This is a genomic window from Ureibacillus chungkukjangi (genome assembly GCF_003217295.1).
Taxonomy (GTDB): domain Bacteria; phylum Bacillota; class Bacilli; order Bacillales_A; family Planococcaceae; genus Ureibacillus; species Ureibacillus chungkukjangi.
On record NZ_QJTJ01000019.1, the window covers coordinates 40,446 to 59,919 of the forward strand.

Annotated in this window: 16 protein-coding genes; 1 reads left to right on the top strand and 15 read right to left on the bottom strand. The window is 39.6% G+C overall.

Annotation, left to right across the window (positions count from 1 at the left end):
* Nucleotides 1-3: 3 nt before the first annotated feature.
* From ligA to BJ095_RS13165, 6 genes are all read right to left on the bottom strand, one after another.
* Complete coding sequence (gene ligA / locus BJ095_RS13140; protein WP_107935887.1) at nucleotides 4-2,004, bottom strand: NAD-dependent DNA ligase LigA; 2,001 nt, start codon at nucleotides 2,002-2,004, stop codon at nucleotides 4-6.
* Nucleotides 2,005-2,039: 35 nt separating this feature from the next.
* On the bottom strand, nucleotides 2,040-4,295 hold the full coding sequence (gene pcrA / locus BJ095_RS13145; RefSeq protein WP_107935889.1) for a DNA helicase PcrA: 2,256 nt from the start codon (nucleotides 4,293-4,295) through the stop codon (nucleotides 2,040-2,042).
* A 75-nt stretch (nucleotides 4,296-4,370) separates the two neighbouring features.
* Nucleotides 4,371-5,063 (bottom strand): heptaprenylglyceryl phosphate synthase, encoded by a 693-nt coding sequence (pcrB, locus tag BJ095_RS13150; RefSeq protein ID WP_107935892.1) that lies wholly within the window; start codon nucleotides 5,061-5,063, stop codon nucleotides 4,371-4,373.
* Nucleotides 5,064-5,280: 217 nt separating this feature from the next.
* On the bottom strand, nucleotides 5,281-5,598 hold the full coding sequence (locus BJ095_RS13155) for a YerC/YecD family TrpR-related protein (protein ID WP_107935894.1): 318 nt from the start codon (nucleotides 5,596-5,598) through the stop codon (nucleotides 5,281-5,283).
* 26 nt (nucleotides 5,599-5,624) lie between these two features.
* Nucleotides 5,625-6,671, bottom strand: coding sequence for a DUF3048 domain-containing protein (locus tag BJ095_RS13160; RefSeq protein ID WP_107935896.1), 1,047 nt, complete (start codon nucleotides 6,669-6,671; stop codon nucleotides 5,625-5,627).
* A gap of 13 nt (nucleotides 6,672-6,684) precedes the next feature.
* A complete protein-coding gene (locus BJ095_RS13165; protein ID WP_107935898.1) occupies nucleotides 6,685-8,415 on the bottom strand; it encodes an adenine deaminase C-terminal domain-containing protein in 1,731 nt (576 codons plus the stop codon).
* A 202-nt stretch (nucleotides 8,416-8,617) separates the two neighbouring features.
* On the opposite strand from BJ095_RS13165, the gene BJ095_RS13170 reads away from it, so the two are divergent.
* Complete coding sequence (locus tag BJ095_RS13170) at nucleotides 8,618-9,094, top strand: YgaP family membrane protein (protein ID WP_107935900.1); 477 nt, start codon at nucleotides 8,618-8,620, stop codon at nucleotides 9,092-9,094.
* Nucleotides 9,095-9,191: 97 nt separating this feature from the next.
* Here the strand turns inward: BJ095_RS13170 and purD are convergent, their stop codons facing one another.
* The 9 genes from purD to purC all read right to left on the bottom strand — a co-directional run bounded on the left by purD (nucleotide 9,192) and on the right by purC (nucleotide 19,297).
* Nucleotides 9,192-10,451 (bottom strand): phosphoribosylamine--glycine ligase, encoded by a 1,260-nt coding sequence (gene purD, locus BJ095_RS13175; RefSeq protein WP_107935902.1) that lies wholly within the window; start codon nucleotides 10,449-10,451, stop codon nucleotides 9,192-9,194.
* 254 nt (nucleotides 10,452-10,705) lie between these two features.
* Nucleotides 10,706-12,232 carry a bifunctional phosphoribosylaminoimidazolecarboxamide formyltransferase/IMP cyclohydrolase gene (gene purH / locus BJ095_RS13180; protein ID WP_107935904.1) on the bottom strand — a complete coding sequence of 509 codons (1,527 nt, stop codon included), beginning with the start codon at nucleotides 12,230-12,232 and terminating at the stop codon, nucleotides 10,706-10,708.
* 103 nt (nucleotides 12,233-12,335) lie between these two features.
* Complete coding sequence (gene purN, locus BJ095_RS13185; RefSeq protein WP_107935906.1) at nucleotides 12,336-12,920, bottom strand: phosphoribosylglycinamide formyltransferase; 585 nt, start codon at nucleotides 12,918-12,920, stop codon at nucleotides 12,336-12,338.
* Entirely contained in the window at nucleotides 12,920-13,975 is a 1,056-nt protein-coding gene (gene purM, locus BJ095_RS13190) for a phosphoribosylformylglycinamidine cyclo-ligase (RefSeq protein WP_107935908.1), read from the bottom strand. The genes purN and purM overlap by 1 nt, the downstream gene beginning before the upstream one ends.
* Nucleotides 13,976-14,034: 59 nt before the next feature.
* Nucleotides 14,035-15,459 carry an amidophosphoribosyltransferase gene (gene purF, locus BJ095_RS13195; RefSeq protein ID WP_107935910.1) on the bottom strand — a complete coding sequence of 475 codons (1,425 nt, stop codon included), beginning with the start codon at nucleotides 15,457-15,459 and terminating at the stop codon, nucleotides 14,035-14,037.
* Nucleotides 15,435-17,663, bottom strand: a complete 2,229-nt coding sequence (purL, locus tag BJ095_RS13200) for a phosphoribosylformylglycinamidine synthase subunit PurL (RefSeq protein ID WP_107935913.1) — start codon at nucleotides 17,661-17,663, stop codon at nucleotides 15,435-15,437. The genes purF and purL overlap by 25 nt, the downstream gene beginning before the upstream one ends.
* On the bottom strand, nucleotides 17,653-18,333 hold the full coding sequence (gene purQ, locus BJ095_RS13205; RefSeq protein WP_107935915.1) for a phosphoribosylformylglycinamidine synthase subunit PurQ: 681 nt from the start codon (nucleotides 18,331-18,333) through the stop codon (nucleotides 17,653-17,655). The genes purL and purQ overlap by 11 nt, the downstream gene beginning before the upstream one ends.
* Before the next feature lie 2 nt (nucleotides 18,334-18,335).
* A complete protein-coding gene (purS, locus tag BJ095_RS13210; protein ID WP_107935917.1) occupies nucleotides 18,336-18,584 on the bottom strand; it encodes a phosphoribosylformylglycinamidine synthase subunit PurS in 249 nt (82 codons plus the stop codon).
* A 2-nt stretch (nucleotides 18,585-18,586) separates the two neighbouring features.
* The gene (gene purC / locus BJ095_RS13215) at nucleotides 18,587-19,297 is read right to left on the bottom strand and encodes a phosphoribosylaminoimidazolesuccinocarboxamide synthase (RefSeq protein ID WP_107935919.1); all 711 of its coding nucleotides are present in this window, start codon (nucleotides 19,295-19,297) and stop codon (nucleotides 18,587-18,589) included.
* Nucleotides 19,298-19,474: the final 177 nt, after the last annotated feature.

The window sequence follows — 19,474 nt, forward strand, 5'->3', positions numbered from 1 at the left end:
CCTTTACTGTTGTAATTGTTCAACTAGGCGGTCTTCGTCCCAAACTTCGATACCTAGTTCTGTTGCTTTTGTTAGCTTTGAACCGGCATCCTCGCCTGCAATTACAAGGTCTGTTTTCTTACTAACACTACCTGTAACGGTTCCGCCCAACTCTTCTATTTTCGCCTTTGCTTCATTACGTGTCAATTGTGATAATTTACCTGTTAAAACAATTGTCTTGCCTGCAAATGGATTTTCGCCTGCTTCAACCTGTACTTTTTTCCCTTTGTACAGCATATTGACGCCAGCAGCTTTTAGTCGTTCGATTAACTCTTTCACTTCATCACTAGTAAAATAAGTAACGATGGAATCAGCCATTTTATCTCCAATTTCATGAACTTCAGTGACATCTTCCTCTTTTGCGAGCATTAGAGCATCCATCGATTCAAATTGTTCCGCTAAAAGTTTTGCAGCCTTTTCTCCAACATGACGAATTCCTAAACCAAATAGCAAACGCTCTACTGAATTTTCTTTTGAACGTTCAATGGCTTCTACTAAATTGGTAGCGGATTTCTCACCCATACGTTCAAGTTTTACAAGCTGCTCCTTTTCTAGATGATAAAGGTCAGCAACATCACGAATATACTCTGCTCGAAGGAGCTGTTCTACTACCTTTTCGCCAAGTCCATCGATATTCATAGCATTACGCGAAACGAAATGCTTAATTCCCTCTGCGATTTGTGCAGGGCAAGTAGGATTTACACAGCGTAAGGCTACTTCTCCTTCAATACGTACTAATTCGCTTCCACATGCAATACAATTGGTCGGCATTTCAAAAGGAATAGATTCTTCAGGTCGTTGTTCAAGGATTACCCCTACAACCTCTGGGATAATATCACCTGCTTTATGAATAATAACCGTATCTCCAATTCGAATATCCTTTTCACGAATTAAGTCTTCATTATGAAGTGAAGCTCTTCCTACAGTTGTTCCAGCTACTTGTACAGGATTTAAAATAGCGGTTGGCGTAATCACTCCTGTACGTCCTACTGTTAACTCGATTCCTGTAATTGTTGTAACAACCTCTTCTGCAGGAAATTTGTAAGCAATTGCCCAACGAGGACTTTTTGCCGTATATCCTAGCTCATCTTGGTGGGCATAGCGATTTACCTTTACGACAATTCCATCAATCTCATAAGGAAGGCTAGGGCGATTATCTGTCCACTTATTTATAAACGACAGTACGTCCTCAATTGTTTCACAAAACTCACGCTCTTTATTTGATGGGAAGCCTAATGTCTCTAAATAATCTAGCATTTCCGCATGCGAATCAATTCCATATGCTTCACCATCTCCACCAATCGAGTAAATAAACGTTGATAGATTTCGGCTGGCAGCAATTTTGGGATCAAGCTGACGAAGTGAGCCTGCAGCCGCGTTACGCGGGTTGGCAAAAAGCTCTTCACCCTTTTCTCTACGGGCTTGATTCAATGCTTCAAAGGATTTTTTAGGCATGTAAGCTTCACCGCGCACTTCGATTGTTACCGGTTCCTTTAAACGAAGAGGAATAGCACGGATTGTTTTTAGGTTAGCCGTGATGTCCTCACCAACAGTCCCGTCTCCACGCGTAGCACCTTGTACAAACACACCGTTTTCATAGCGCAGGGAAATGGCTAACCCATCAATTTTCAGCTCACAAACATATGAAAAGTCATCACCGATTGCTTGGCGAATTTTTCGGTCGAAATCTCTTAGATCCTCTTCACCAAATGCATTCGATAAACTGAGCATCGGATAAGTATGGGTTACCTTTTTAAAGCCTCCAAGTGGAGCGCCCCCAACACGAGTTGTCGGAGAATCAGGATAAATCAATGATGGATTCTCTTTTTCAAGAGCGATTAATTCATGTAAAAGCTGATCATAGACAGCATCTGACACAAGTGGTTTATCCATTACGTAGTAAGCATGCCCATACTCATGAAGCAGTTTATTTAGCTCGGCAATTCGTTTTTCGATTTCGTTCATGTTATTCCTCCATCATCACATCAATACTTTGTTAATTAACCTTTTGTAATTGGTGCAAATTTAGCCAATAAACGCTTAATGCCTACGTTCGGGAATGCAATATCCAGCTCAAGGCCATCATTCTCACCTTTAACACTTACTACAGTACCTGTTCCCCACTTACCATGGACCGCCTTATCGCCAGCTCTCCATTCCATTTGGTTTCCACCTGTAGCTTGTAGGCTTGCAATTTGAGGCTTCGTTTGGACATCACCGATAGTACGACGTCTTTGGCTTTGTGCACGGCTTCTTCCTGCACCAAATGGCAATTCATCCTCATCAAAGCGATTGCCTGATTTTGAAATTTGTTCAATGATGTCTTCTGATATTTCTTGCAGGAATCGAGAAGGCATATTGAAGCTTGAGCGTCCGTACAATGTTCGGGAACCAGCACAGGTTAAATACAATCTTTGTTCAGCACGGGTAATTCCAACATAAGCTAGACGACGTTCTTCTTCCATCTCAGCGGCATCATCCAATGAACGTGAATGCGGGAAAATATTCTCCTCCATTCCGATAATAAATACTACTGGGAATTCTAATCCTTTTGCAGAGTGCATTGTCATTAGAATAATAGTACCTTTTGATGTATCTTCTTTATCTAATGAGTCAATGTCTGCTATTAAGCTTAAGTCTGTTAAAAAAGCAATTAGCGACTTGTCATCACTACGCTCTTCAAAAGCCTTCGTAACAGATAAAAACTCTTCTATATTTTCTAAACGACTTTCTGCTTCAATCGTTTTTTCGTTTTCCAGCATAGCTCGGTAGCCAGATTTCTCGATAACTTGTTCAACAAGCTCTGTTACTGACAGATAGTCCTGCATTTTAGTGAAATCTTCTATTAACTGATGGAATTTCTCCACACTGCTTGCCGCTCTTCCTGTAATCCCCATGAATAACACTTCCTTCATGGCATCAAAAATTGAACGGTCTTGTCCAATTGCGTAAGAGGCAATCTTTTCAAAGGAAGTTGCTCCAATGCTTCGCTTCGGCTCGTTAATAATTCTTGCCAAAGATAAATCATCATCATTATTGGCTATCAATCGTAAGTAAGCTAACAAGTCTTTAATCTCTTTACGGTCATAGAACTTAGTTCCGCCAACGATCTGATAGGTCATATTCGACTTAACGAGCACTTCCTCCATCACACGGGACTGGGCATTGGTACGGTAAAGAATCGCAAAATCATCTAATGAGCGGTTTTCCTTTTCCATAAGCTTTTGGATTGTCTGCACGACAAATTGTGCTTCATCCTGCTCATTTGAAGCCTTGTAATGAACAAGCTTTTCACCATCTAAATTTTCTGTACGTAATTTCTTTGGATAACGGCTTTCGTTATGCTCAATGACATCATTAGCAGCCTTTAGAATGCGTTTTGTCGAGCGATAGTTTTGCTCAAGAAGAATGACTTTAGCTTTTGGATAATCCTTTTCAAAGGATAAAATATTGCCGATATCTGCTCCACGCCAACGATAAATCGATTGGTCGGAATCCCCTACGACACATATGTTTTTAAATTTTTGTGCTAGTAATTGAACAAGCTTATATTGTGAATGGTTGGTATCCTGATACTCATCTACATGTATGTATTGGAATTTATTTTGGTAGAATTCCAACACCTCTGGTACACGCTCAAAAAGTGTAATTGTCGTCATAATCAAATCATCAAAATCCAATGATTGGTTTCGACGCAGTCTTTTCTCATAGCCTTCATAGACCTGAGAAATTACTTTTTCATATGGATTACTAGGATTACTGTTAGCCTTGTACATATCTGCAGTGATACATTCATTTTTGGCAGAGCTAATAGCATTTAAGATAGCTCTAGGCTCAAAACGTTTTGAATCAATATTCAATTCTTTTAACACATTTTTCACTACAGTTAACTGGTCACTTGAATCTAAAATAGAGAAGTTTTTTGAAATACCAATTCGATCGATATTACGTCTTAAAATACGTACACACATTGAGTGGAAGGTTGATACCCACATACTTTGTGTCGTACCGTTTCCAAGCAGGTTATCGATACGTTCACGCATTTCTCGAGCTGCCTTATTGGTAAATGTAATAGCTAATATTTTAGAAGGATAGACTTCCTTCTCAACAACTAGATAAGCAATACGGTGCGTTAAAACACGAGTTTTACCAGATCCCGCCCCCGCCATAATTAACAATGGGCCATCTGTTGTTTTTACCGCTTCAGCCTGTTGTGGATTCATTCCATTAAGTAAATTTTTCGTTATTTGTTCCATGATGCACCGCCTTCTACACAAACATTTGTTCTGTTTTTATTATAACGAATTTCTTTTAGCTTGTGAATTTTATATTTAAATAGTAACGTTCTTTACCGCCTCAACTGTTTTCAGGGCTTGTTTTAAATCATCATAAATAATATTCCCTACAACGACTGTATCTGCAAGACGAGCCATCTCAGCCGCTTGCTCCGGACCAGTAATACCACCGCCATAGAAAAGTCGAGTCTCGTCTAAAACTTCCTTTACAGAAGCAACAATCTCTTCGTCACCATAAGCACCACTATATTCAAGATAAAAAATCGGTAATTTAAAATAGTTTTCAGCTAAGCGTGCGTAAGCAATCACGTCATCCTTCGTTAAATCCGTCTTCGCGTCTGTTACCTGGGCTACCTTGCAATCTGGATTTAACACACAATAGCCTTCAGCAATCAGCTCATCCCAAACTAAAATATCACCATATTCTTTAATCGCTTCATGATGCAAATCCTTTACCCATTTTGTATCCTGACTGTTTAATACACTTGGTATAAAATAATAGTCAAAGCCAGCTAAAATTGCGTCTACATTGGAAATTTCCAGTGCAACCGGTACTGAAAAACGTCGTACACGAAGTAATATATCTATCACATTTTCTAGTGTTACATCATCTGTACCGCCAACTAATATGACATCAGTTCCAGATTCACATACCATCTCTAATGCTTCCTCTGACAGCTCTTTTGCAGGATCAATTTTGAACACATGTCGCCAATTTTTATATTCCATATTCCTTACTTCCCACCTATCAACCCTAATATTTATATGTTTTGACTCTTAATATTCGTCTTCAAGTATAACGTAAAGTGCACTAAATCAAAAAGTTTTCATTCTTCTAAAATCCATGCAGTTTTATCCTATGTATTACTTTAAAGAATGGTAAAAGGCTATTTAGCAAGTCTTGTTCTTTGACTAACTAAACAGCCTATTTTTATTTAATCGATTATTATTTTGAAGCCTGAAACGGTTTTTCGTCTGGATAAAGACGTCCCAACATTTCATCGTAAGTATCATTTCCATAATCAAAACAGCGTCGCACACGTGAAATCGTTGCAGTCGATGCACCTGTTTCCTTTTTAATGGATTCATACGTTTTCTTTAGACGCAATAAATGAGCTACTTCAAATCGTTGTGCTAATGATTGAATTTCACTGATCGTACATAAATCATCGAAGAACTTATAGCATTCCTCTATATCCTTCAACTCTAATACAGCCTTAAATAATTGTTCAGTTTGATGCCCACGAATTTTATCGATTTGCATTTATAATCTTCATCCTTTCGCATTTGCTACGAATATTTTACCGATGTAGTAATTCCTGGTTTTGTCGGTACGAAATGAACCCATGTTTTTCCTGGGGTTAATTTCACTTCACTACCATCCTCTTCAACTGCTTTTAATACGCCATCTCTATTTTCCCAGCGTACCTCCCGCATTAAGCCTTGCTGAAAAACATAAGCAGTCCCACCAGAAGTTAAATCAATTTCGCGACGACCTTCACTGTCTATAATGGAATGGCTCATTTCAAAAAACAAGACATTCGAAAGCTCTACCTTCTTATTTGTTAAATAATCGATTGTTTCTGCATTTCCTGATTGTCGTGTATAGGTATTACTTTCACCATCATAAGTGTATAAGCTATTAAACATGTCATTATTACTATAAGTAATAGCTACTGATTCTGCCTCAGTCCCTATTTTAACACTTTCATCCTCTTTATAATAAGTATACGATACTTTTTTCTGATAAAGAAGTGAAGCGTTCACTTTATCCGCAGCAGTTTCTAAATTTTCACCAGGGAAGTAAGAATTATGTGGTGCAACACGGTCAGACGAACGTTTAAATAGGATTCCGTCATATTGCATACCGTTTACATTGTCAACAAACCCATTGACTAATTGCTGCTGAGCTTCTGGGCTATAGCCATGGGCAATGTAAAAGGCATCGAGCCCTGCAGCTAATTCAATAAAGTAATCCCGCGCACTACGTATTGGTCCAATCGATTCTGGAATTTCCGATTGATATAACGCTAGTAATCTAGTAACATCACCTTCTGCGAGCATTTCATAAATCACGTCAGCCGATTCTAAACCTGATTGTGGACGTGCATCAGGATAATTATTAATAGTTGCTAGAATAGGGCGCTGGGTAATCTCATTTGCAACACCCATGCCTGTAAATGGTGCAAAATAGGGGAACGTGCTTTCTTCTCCTGTTACAGGCACTACTTCTTCACTAGTATTGTTTGTGTTTGCTTCTACGACTTTCTCTTTGTCGCCACATCCAGCTAATAAGCATAGACAGGCAAGCACTGGAAAAACTTGATTTACACGCATAGAATTCGCTCCTTTAGCGCATCACAGCAGGCAACATCACTTTCTTTTTCATGACATCATATATACCTTGTGGAGTGATACGAATATATGGTAAATGTGTGGATTGTAAAAAGAATAAGGTATAGATTGCATCTGAGTGACTATATCCTCTATCGTTAAGAGCTTTTGATAGCTTTTTCTCATATTGTATCAACTCTTCTACTTCACCATCAAAAACCTTGCCGTTTATTTTAAGCGGGATTGATGCAACTACTTCTTTATTTTCTGCTAGAACAATTCCACCATTTATTCTCTTTAGTTCATTAAATGCGAACTTCATATCTTCTATGCTTTTTCCTATTAAAATAATTTCACCAGTACTTGAATAAGAGGAAGCAAATCCTTTAATATGCGTATCGAATCCCTTGAGCATAGTATTAACACGCCACTTGCCTTTTCTGTCGATTAGCATAAGATAGCTTTCATCATTGTCTAGAGGAAGCTCCTTTTTACTAAACTGAAGATTAATAGAATATGGCTTGGTAATAACCTCATTAGTCAAATGAATTCCTATAGGCATTGAAAATTGAAAATCATCATCTGAAATATCAAAAGGAATTGTAAAGGTATCGTATTGGTCCCATTTAATTTTTGGAAGAGCATTTACCTTTTTATCATCCCTTTTTAGCCAAACGCCTTTAGATAAAACCGATTCAGGATTTGGTGTCTTTTCATTTTTCAGAATATTCAACGTAGCAAAACGCCCAGTTGCAATTAACCCATGTAAATGTGATTTATTATAGTAACGGGCAATGTTGTATGAAGCCATATTATAGGCATCAATTGGCGAGACACCCTCTTCTAGTGCAATACGAATACATTTATCCATGACACCATCCTCATGGAATGCAGGAGTAGAACCATCTGTCGTCATCATTAAATGATCAAATATGTCTAGCTCCTTATCTAAAATCCCTTTTAGTAATTGCGGTAAATCTGGACGAATTGAAGAATGACGTAATGTCACATCTAAACCATGCAGAATTCTTTTCTCTACTTCTTCAACCGTCATAGCTTCATGATCACTATCTGCTCCAAAAAGCTTCATACGAGCGATTGTCTTTTCTGATGCACCGGGAAAATGACCTTCAATCTTTTTCCCTTTCATTTTCGCCGCTTGAATCCAGCTTAGCATTAGATCATCTCCACGAACTAAACGTGGCCATCCAGTTAACTCGCCACCTAGAAGCACATCATCCCGCCCTAGCCATTCTAAAACAGATTTATTAGTAAAAATTTCATCTTCATTTTGTAGCTCTGTTTGTGAATCAAATCTCGCCCACCAGTAAAATGAAAACGGCAATTTTTTTAATTGATCCATAATTGTAAACGCTTTCTGATTTGACAATGAAAGAGCGAATGTCATGTTATCAGCAATGAATGTTGTTGTTCCAGTTTGAGCAGCAAAATCTGCAAATGAATGTGGATTATACAATTGTGTTGGATGTACATGTGGCTCAATGTATCCAGGTACAACTACTTTTCCATCCAAATCAATGACTTCCGTTTTAGACATCTCTATTGGCATCTCATTACCTACATATACAATTCGATTCCCTAAAATCCATATGTTTCCTACTAGCCATTTTTTTAGCACACTATGTAGAAAGCGAGCATTTTTTAAAACCATTGATGGTGCTAGTTTTCCATCGATTACAGCCACTTGTTTTCGAATTTCGTGAATCCTCCAGGTAGATTCTGGCATTTTTAACACTCCCTTCTATTACTTATAAAATTTATTTTGGTTAATCGACTTTTATACGCACATACTAACTTTGCTCAAAAAATGTTCAAATATTAATTGAGTATTTAGAAAAAATATAGTGTTTTTATCGTATCACAGCATTTTTTTAAAGAAAAGATTTAAATTTGCTACTCAATAACTTTTATAAGGGGAGTGACTTTACATGGAAGAGAATATTTCAGAAAGAAATGGTTTTGTCCGTTTAGCTCTGGGTACAGGTTTAACAGCATGCGGAATTGCTCACCTCTCAAAGGAATCCGGTAATCGTGGCATAGGTGCTCTTTTCGTCGCAGCAGGTGCCATGAAGGTGGCAGAAGGCATTTTCCTTTATTGTCCCGTAAAAGCTTTAATTAATTCTAATGTAAAAGAAGCCGTTGCAACATCCTTTAATGATTACTTAGATGGCGATCACCTTATGAGTGCCTATAACGACTTCTATACAGAAAAATGGGGTACAGGAGCTTCAGATTCTAGCGGTGGTCAGTCTAACACTGGCTCTAGTATTGAAAAAGCGGCTAATGACATTGGCCAAATCGTATCGAATACAACGCAAAATGACTCCTTAAAAAATACTGCTTCACAGGCGGTAAAAACTGCTGCCGGTGCTGGTTCAGGGAAAAATACACACTCTTCAAAATAACGGATAAGAGCTAACGCTAATATATTATTTTTAGTATTGGCTTTTGCCCGATAAGATAAATTATGGCAAGAGGCGTCTATTCCTCTTGCCATTTTTATTAGTCCTGGAAAGTTCTCCAGCCTATATCTTTACGATAGAAAAATTTATCCCATTTTTGTTGTTCAATGCCTTCATATACTTGTTCTTGTGCTTCTTTTAATGTAGCTGCTTTTGCTGCAACCAAAAGAACTCTGCCTCCATTGCCCACAAATTGATTCTCTACGAGTTTAGTTCCAGCATGATAAACCTCATAATTTTCGGTTAAACTATTTAAGTCCGGAAGTGGATTCCCTTTTTCTACATCACCTGGATAGTTTTCTGCTGCAATAACAACACCTAACATTGCTTCGTCAGACCACTGTAGATCAAAATATTTTTCCTCCATCATGGCTTTCATGAATAAACCAAAGTCTGAGGCCATACGTGGAAGAACTACCTGCGTTTCAGGGTCACCGAAACGGGCATTAAATTCAATTACTTTTGGACCTTGCTTCGTTAATATCAAGCCTGCATACAGGATTCCCGTAAAGGATACTCCTTCTTCTTCCATCGCCTTAACAGTTGGCTCAACAATCTCGATATATGCTCTGGAAATATACTCTTGTGTGATTTGAGGAACTGGTGAATATGCTCCCATTCCACCTGTGTTTGGCCCTTTGTCTCCATCGTAAGCACGCTTATGATCCTGTGCAATTACCATTGGATAAATTTGACCCTTATGAACAAATGACATGAAGGAGAACTCTTCCCCGTCTAAAAACTCTTCAATTACCACACGAGATGACGACTCACCAAAACGTTGATTGCCAATCATATCGTTAATAGCATCGATTGCTTCTTGCTCCGTCATAGCGACAATAACACCCTTCCCTGCCGCTAATCCATCCGCTTTCACAACAATTGGTGCACCCTGCTGTTGAACATACTCTACAGCCTCTTTGACATCCGTAAAGGTTTCATATGCAGCAGTTGGGACATTATATTTTTGCATAATTTCTTTAGCATAGGATTTACTGCCTTCGATAAAAGCTGCCGCTTTTGTTGGCCCAAAAATTTGTAGCCCTCTTGCTTGGAAGAAGTCTACAATTCCTCCTGCTAAAGGTTGCTCAGGTCCAACAAACGTCAAATCGATTTCATTCTCCTTTGCAAATTGAGCAAGTCCTGCAAAATCCATCGCATCTAAAGCAACGATTTCAGCATCCTGCCTCATCCCATCATTTCCAGGTGCAACAAACACCTTCTCAACTGAAGGAGAGTCATTAAATTTCTTTGCAATAGCATGTTCACGTCCACCACTACCAATTACAAGAATGTTCATGTGAAATGCCTCCTATATTTATGTTTTTAATTTACTTAGTTATGAGCGCTGCGCTTTGGTTGCTCGATTACTTGAGAGTTTTAAGAGAATACTTGCGACTTTCGTTAGGTTACTTGCCACTTCAAATAGTTTGCTGGCACCCTACCATCCTATTTCCTATTCCCAGCACAAAGCCAACAAACACCTAGTTACCCCTAAAAAACGCCCGGCTCATCGCCGAGCGTTTCAATACCACTTCATACTCTTATTCTAAATTAGTGTTTAAAATGACGTACACCTGTAAATATCATAGCGATTCCGTATTCATTGGCTTTGTCGATAGAGTCTTGGTCCTTGATAGAGCCTCCTGGTTGGATGATTGCTGTGATACCCGCTGAAGCAGCTGTTTCAACAGTATCGTTCATCGGGAAGAACGCGTCAGATGCCAAAGCTGCACCCTTTGCTTTTTCACCTGCTTGCTCTAGAGCAATTTTTGCAGAGCCCACGCGATTCATTTGACCAGCACCAACACCTAATGTCATTTGAGTATCCGTTACAACAATTGCGTTCGATTTCACGTGCTTAACTACAGCCCAGCCTAGTTTTAAAGCTGCCCACTCTTCTTCAGTAGGCTCACGGTCTGTTACAACTTTAACGTCTGCTTCCGCGAATCCGAAAGCATCGTCTTCTTGAACTAATAAACCACCTTCAACAGAAACCACTTTTAACTTGTCTTGGTTTTCCTGTGCGAAGTTAATAGTCATTAAACGAATATTTTTCTTTTGAGTTAAAATTGCTAGAGCTTCCTCTGTGAATGAAGGCGCAATAATGATTTCTAAGAAAATGCCGCTTAATTTTTCAGCTGTAGCAACATCTACTTCACGGTTTAAGGCGATAATTCCTCCAAAGATAGAAGTCGGATCCGCCTCGTAAGCCTTATCAAAAGCTTCCTCAATAGTCGTACCAGTACCTACTCCACAAGGATTCATATGCTTAACTGCAACAGCAGAAGGAATATCAAATTCCTTCACGATTTGTAGAGCCGCATTGCCATCTTGAATATTATTATAGGATAGTTCTTTACCGTGTAATTGAGTAGCATAGGCTAATGAAAAATCAGAGCCTAAACGTTTTTGATAGAATGCAGCCTTTTGATGTGGATTTTCCCCGTAACGTAAAGTTTGTTTTAACTCATATGTCATTGTTAAATTTTCAGGGAACTCTTCTTCAGTTAAGTAATTCGAGATATATGAATCATAAGCTGCTGTATGACGGAATACTTTTGCTGCCAAACGTTTACGTGTTTCAAGACCTGTAGACCCTTGTGCTTTTAGTTCTTCAAGTACTTTTGCATAGTCATCTGAGTCTACGATTACTGTTACATATTGATGGTTTTTCGCTGCAGAGCGTAACATTGTTGGACCACCGATATCGATATTTTCGATTGCATCATCCCAGGTTACATTCGGTTTTGAAATTGTTTCTACAAACGGATACAGATTTACACAAACAATTTCAATCGGTTCGATACCATGTTCATTCATTTGTGCTTGGTGAGAAGGATCGTCAAATTTGCCTAACAAACCCCCGTGAATTAATGGGTTCAAGGTTTTTACACGCCCATCTAGAATCTCAGGGAATTTTGTTACTTCATCAACAGCCGTTACAGGTACATCGTTATCCTGCAGCATTTTTTTCGTACCACCAGTTGATAAAATCTCGTAATCTAATGCTACCAATTCTTTTGCAAATTCTAAAATACCATCTTTGTTAGAAACACTAATAAGTGCACGTTTCGCCACGAAAAAGACCTCCAATTATGTAAATAAATTAAGTACAGTATTTCGGGAGCATCAAATAATGAAGCTCGGCTCGAAATTAACAGCTCTTAGGAACTTTTATAAATTAATGAAATAATTTAATTTCCTTTTTAAACAGCTTTTGCAATGTGCTTGTGTAAAGCTCATGCTCAAGTGCATGAATCTTGGCTTCTGTTGCAGAACGATTTCCTTCTACAACATCTACTGCCGCCTGACTAAGAATTGGACCAGTATCCAAACCCTCATCAACAAAATGAACCGTTACGCCCGTAACCTTGACACCATGCTCTAATGCTTGTCCAATAGCATCTTTGCCCGGAAACGCAGGGAGTAAGGAGGGGTGAATATTCACAATTCGATTCGAATAAGCAGACAGTAAAGTGTTACCTATTAAACGCATGTATCCAGCAAGAATTACCCATTGTACTTCATGCTCTTTTAGAATATTAATAATTTCCTGCTCATAATCTGCTTTTGATTCATATTGCTTTGCAACGAACGAGAATACTGGAATGCCAAAATTTTCTGCACGTTTTACAACGTAAGCATCTGGTTTATCCGTTACGACGACTCCAATCTCTGCATCTAGCTTCCCGTTTTCGATAGCTGTTTGGATTGCTTGAAAATTGCTCCCGCTACCAGAAGCAAATATGGCAATTTTGGTAGTCATTATTTCAAGCTCCCATCATGTGACCCGTTAAATACGACACCTTCTCCTTTAACGACACGACCAATTTTGTAAGCTTGTTCACCATTTTCTTCTGCAATGGCAAGAACCTTGTCCGCTTCGGAAGCTGGAACTGAAAGAACATATCCAATGCCCATATTAAAAACGTTATATAAATCTTTATCAGCTAAAGCACCTTTGTCCTGTAAAAAATCAAATATACGTAAAACTGGCCAAGAGCCTAGCTCGATTTCAGTAGCTAATCCCTCAGGCATCATACGAGGAAGGTTTTCATAGAAACCGCCACCTGTAACATGGGCCATACCGTGAATATCTGCTTGCTTCAAGATTTCGAGCACAGGCTTTGCATATATTTTAGTGGGTACAAGCAAGGCTTCGCCGATTGGACCAAGATCCTCATAGCCATCCACAACCTCGTCAACTGCGAATCCATTATCAGTAAAGACAATTTTACGAACTAGCGAATAACCGTTGGAATGAACACCGCTTGAAGCTAGACCAATTAGAACGTCACCTTCTGCAATTTTCTCTCCAGTAACGACATTCGCTTTTTCACAAGCCCCTACTGCAAACCCCGCTAGATCATATTCATCTTCTTCGTAAAGTCCTGGCATTTCAGCTGTTTCCCCGCCAATTAAAGCACATCCAGCTTGCACACAGCCATCTGCTACGCCCTTTACGATTTGTTCAATTTTCGCAGGTTCAGCTTTTCCAACTGCCACATAATCTAAGAAATAAAGTGGCTCTGCACCCTGAGCAACGATGTCGTTAACACACATTGCCACACAATCAACGCCAATTGTATCGTGTTTATCGACCATAAATGCAAGCTTTAATTTTGTCCCAACACCATCAGTACCTGAAATTAGAACCGGTTCCTTTAAGTTTAAAGAGGACAAGTCAAACATGCCTCCGAAGCCACCAAATGTACCCATTACACCTAAACGATTTGTACGTTCTACGTGGGATTTCATTCGGTTTACGGCCTCGTATCCAGCCTCAATATTAACGCCCGCTTGTTCATATGCTTTTGACATGACTGTTGAATCCTCCTCTTAATCATTTCGCCGCGATGTAGAAGTATCAGGGCAAGTGTTTAATGCTGCAATTCCTTCACATGTGGTAATACTGTATCTGGGAAAATCTCTGTTGGATAATCCCCTGTAAAGCACGCCATGCAAAGTCCGCGAGTTTCGTCCTCAAATGCACGTGCAGTAGCTTCTACCAGTCCATCTGCTGAAAGGAAGGTTAACGTATCCGCACCAATGGCTTCACGCATTTCCTCTACACTCATATTGGACGCAATAAGCTCTTCGCTTGTTGACGTATCTATACCATAGAAGCAAGGATTTTTCATCGGCGGTGATGAAATGAGAACATGGACTTCTGTTGCCCCAGCCTCTTTTAGCATGTTCACAATTCTACGTGATGTAGTGCCGCGTACAATGGAATCATCCACCATAATGACACGCTTCCCTTTAACCACCTGTACGACTGGCGAAAGCTTCATCTTCACTCCACGTTCACGAAGCTCTTGTGTAGGCTGAATGAAAGTACGACCAGTATAGCGATTTTTGATCAAACCAAGCTCATAAGGGATGCCGCTTTCTTCAGCAAAACCAATTGCCGCTGAAATTGATGAATCAGGAACACCTGTTACAACATCTGCTTCAATTCCAAAGCACTCTTTCGCCAATTGTTTCCCCATACGTTTTCGTGCAGCATGAATGTTTATTTCATCGATATTGGAATCTGGACGAGCGAAGTATACATACTCCATCGCACACATTGCACGTTTTTCCATTTGAACGAAGCGATCCTCTTCAATACCATTATCTGTAATGATCAATAGCTCCCCTGGTTCTACTTCTCTTACAAACTCAGCACCAATTAAATCAAATGCACAGGTTTCCGATGCGACAACATATGCATCTCCTAATTTACCAAGAGACAAAGGACGTAAACCATTACGATCACGGGCAACCATCATGCCTTCCTTTGTAAGAATCAAGAATGAAAAAGCACCTTTTAATAGAGAAAGTGATTCCTTTACTTGTTCACGGAAGCCTGGCTTTTTACTTTTCTTGATCAAATGGACAACAACTTCTGTATCAGAAGTAGATTGAAAAATACTTCCCGAGCGCTCTAAATGCTGCTTTAAATGATTAGCATTTACTAAATTCCCGTTATGGGCAATCGCTAATGTACCAGTTGAGGAACGGAATAATAATGGCTGTACATTTTCAATTCCCCCACCACCGGCAGTAGTGTAACGAACATGGGCAATTGCCGAGTTACCTTTGGCAGCACTTATGTTTGCCTCATTAAATACATCATTTACTAGTCCTTCACCTTTTACCGCACGAAGAGAGTGACCGTCAGTTACGACGATCCCTGCTCCCTCTTGACCACGGTGTTGAAGTGCATGTAGACCATAGTAGCTAAGTTGTGCAGCATCAGGATGTCCCCAAATTCCGAATACACCACATTCTTCGTTTAAGCCTCTGATTTCACCAAGCATGGGATAGCTCCTTTCCAAGCAGAACGGAATTCCTCCACTGTACCTTCTAAAAGAACGCCAGTATCACCGTTGATTGTAATATTTGCATCAGCTGTTACAATACCGATTTTCTTCGCATCAGGAATTACTTTTTCAAATGCAGCTGCATTTTCTTCTTTTACTGTCACAACAAAACGTGATTGAGTTTCACTAAATAAAGCCGTTACAGCAGAGCCTTCTAAAGTTACGTCTATACCTAAGCCCGCTGCTCCAAACGCTTTCTCAGCTAAAGCTACTGCTACGCCACCTTCTGAAACGTCATGTGCAGATTGTAATAACCCTTCACGGATTGCAGTTAAAATTGATTCTTGACGGCTTGCTTCTACCTCTAAATCAATATAAGGTGCTTTACCGAAGATTTTGCCGTAGACCAGCTTTTGTAGCTCAGATCCACCGAACTCAGTAGCCGTCTCGCCTACTAAGTAAACAACATCGCCAGCAGCTTTAACTTGTTGAGTAGTTACATGTGCCAAATCCTCTACTAAACCAACCATACCAATTGTTGGTGTTGGATACACCGCTTCACCAGAACGCTCGTTATAAAGGGATACGTTCCCACCGATTACTGGTGCATTCAGTGCTGTACATGCTGCTGAGATACCATCTGCTGATTTTTCAATTTGCCAGAAGATTTCTGGTTTTTCTGGATTCCCAAAATTTAGACAGTCCGTGATTGCAAGTGGTCGCCCACCTGAAGCAACGATATTACGTGCGGCTTCTGCTACTGCAATTTTCCCACCCATTTCAGGATCTAAGAAAATATAACGAGAGTTACAGTCAGTTGTCATTGCAAGACCTTTATTTGTACCACGAACACGTAATACAGCCGCATCTGATCCAGGTGCAACAATTGTATTTGTACGTACTTGGTAATCATATTGGTCGTAAACCCACTCTTTAGAAGCAATTGTTGGTGCCTGAAGCAATCCTAGTAAAGTATCTTTATAGTTAACTACTTCTGGTTCACTATTTTCAATTGCTTGGAACTCTGCAAAGTATGCAGGCTCCTGTGATGGCTTATTGTAAACTGGTGCATCTTCAGCAAGCGCATCAGCAGGAACCTCTGCAACCACTTCTCCTTTATGTAATAAACGAAGCATTTTATCATCTGTAACGCGGCCAATTGCTACAGCATCTAAACCGTATTTTTCAAAAATCACTTTGATTTCATCTTCGCGCCCTTTTTTCACAACGAGTAGCATGCGTTCTTGTGATTCAGATAACATCATTTCGTAAGCTGTCATTCCTGTTTCACGTTGAGGTACTAGATTTAAATTCATTTCCACGCCAGAACCAGCTTTTGAAGCCATTTCTGCTGACGATGAAGTAAGACCTGCTGCACCCATATCCTGAATTCCTACAAGAGCATCTGACTTTACAACCTCTAGACATGCTTCAAGTAAAAGTTTTTCCATGAATGGGTCCCCAACTTGAACTGCTGGTCGCTTTTCTTCTGAAGCTTCTGACAGTTCTTCCGATGCAAATGTCGCACCATGAATTCCATCACGACCTGTTTTAGCACCAACGTACATCACTGTGTTACCAACTCCAGCAGCAATTCCGCGCTGAATGTCCTTATGGTCGATTAGGCCAACACACATTGCGTTTACAAGTGGATTCCCCTCATAGCATGGATCGAATTGAATTTCGCCACCTACTGTTGGAATACCGATACAGTTTCCGTAGCCAGCAATCCCTGCAACTACTTCTTCAAACAAATACTTACCACGCTTAGTTTGTAATTCACCAAAGCGTAATGAGTTTAACATGGCAATCGGACGAGCACCCATTGAGAAAACGTCACGGATAATCCCGCCTACACCAGTTGCAGCACCTTGATATGGTTCAATTGCTGAAGGGTGATTATGTGATTCCATCTTGAAAACAACCGCTTGTTCATCACCAATATCAACAATCCCTGCACCTTCACCAGGACCTTGTAAAACTTGAGGACCTTTTGTAGGGAATTTACGTAATACTGGTTTTGAATTTTTGTAAGAACAGTGTTCAGACCACATTACAGAGAATAGACCTGTTTCAGTCCAGTTTGGAAGACGACCTAAGATACCCTCTACCATTGCAAATTCTTCATCTGACATACCCATAGAAGCATATAGCTTTTGTTCTTTGATTTGCTCTTTAGTTGGTTCTAAACTAACTGACATGTGATTCCCTCCACATTTTTACAATAGATTTAAATACCTTAAGTCCGTCGTCACTACCTAGTAATGTATCCACAGCACGCTCTGGGTGAGGCATCATTCCTAGTACATTTCCTCGTTCGTTAATGATTCCTGCAATATCCTCAAGACTACCATTTGGATTTTCCCCTGAATATGTAAATACAATTTGATTGTTCGCTTTTAACTCAGCTAGTGTTTGGTCGTCACAGAAGTAGTTTCCTTCTCCATGTGCGATTGGAACATTGATAATTTGGCCAGCTTCATATTGATGTGTAAATAATGTATCGTTATTTTCAACTTTCAACTCAACAGTACGACACATGAACTTTAAGTTTTTGTTTCGAAGTAATGCTCCTGGAAGTAAGCCTGCTTCAGTTAAAATTTGGAATCCGTTACATACACCAAGGACTGGCTTGCCTGCTTCAGCAAACTTTTTCACTTCTGCCATAACGTTCGATTGGTTAGCCATTGCACCACAGCGTAAATAGTCGCCGTAAGAAAATCCTCCCGGTACTAAAACGCCATCAAATTCGCTTAAATCTGTTGCGTCGTGCCAAACGTATTCTACTTCTTCACCTAGTTCGTCTTTGATCGCATGATACATATCAACGTCACAGTTTGACCCAGGGAAAACAAGTACTGCGAATTTCATGATTAGTTAGCCTCCTCGACTTCGTAGCGGTAATCTTCAATCACTGTGTTTGCAAGAAGCTTTTCACACATTTCTTTTACTAGAGAATCTAGATCGCGCTCTGTATCACCAATTACAACCTCTAAATATTTACCAATACGGATATCCTGAACCTCGTTGTAACCCATTTTCACCAATGAACCTTGTACAGCTGACCCTTGTGGATCAAGTACACTTTCGCGTAATGTAACGTAAATTTTAACTTTAGTCATTTCTATTTTCCTCCAAGTCTAGCAAGAATAATTTCATATACATCTGTTAAACTACCTAAATCACGACGGAACACGTCTTTATCAAGCTTTTGTTTTGTTTCTGCATCCCAAAGACGGCATGTATCTGGTGAAATTTCATCTGCCAAGAGTACATTTCCATCCTTATCACGGCCAAATTCAAGCTTAAAGTCTACTAAAATAACGCCGACTTCTTCAAAAATTGGTTGAAGAACACTATTAACCTTTAAACCTAGTTCATAGAGAATTCCGACTTCTTCCTTTGTAGCAATCCCCAAAATATCGATATGCTCGTTATTAATGATTGGATCTCCTAAGGCATCATCTTTATAGTAGAACTCTACAATCGTACGGCTTAGCGGTGTTCCTTCTTCAAACCCAAGTCGTTTCGCAAGACTGCCCGCAGCGATATTACGAACCACAACTTCGATTGGGATAATATCAACCTTGCGAACTAGTTGTTCGTTTTCAGAGATACGCTCCACAAAGTGTGAATCAATACCTTGCGTTTTTAATTTTTCGAAAATTACAGTTGTAATGCGGTTGTTTAGTATACCTTTTCCAGCAATCTCTGCCTTCTTTTCACCGTTAAATGCAGTAGCACTATTTTTATACTCAACGAACAAAACATCCTCTTGCTCTGTTTGGTATAAACGTTTTGCTTTCCCCTCATATAAAAGCTGACCTTTATTCATGACGCGTGCCTCCAATTATTTTTCATTCATCTCCCACTTAGTATGGAAGATGAATGATTATTATCAATGGTTACTAGCGAAAATCAGTTAATCATTTAATCAAATTCGCCTTGGCGTATTTGCTCGCCCAGATTTTATCGAGCTTAGGCCTGCACGATGCAGGTCAGTTAGCCGTTG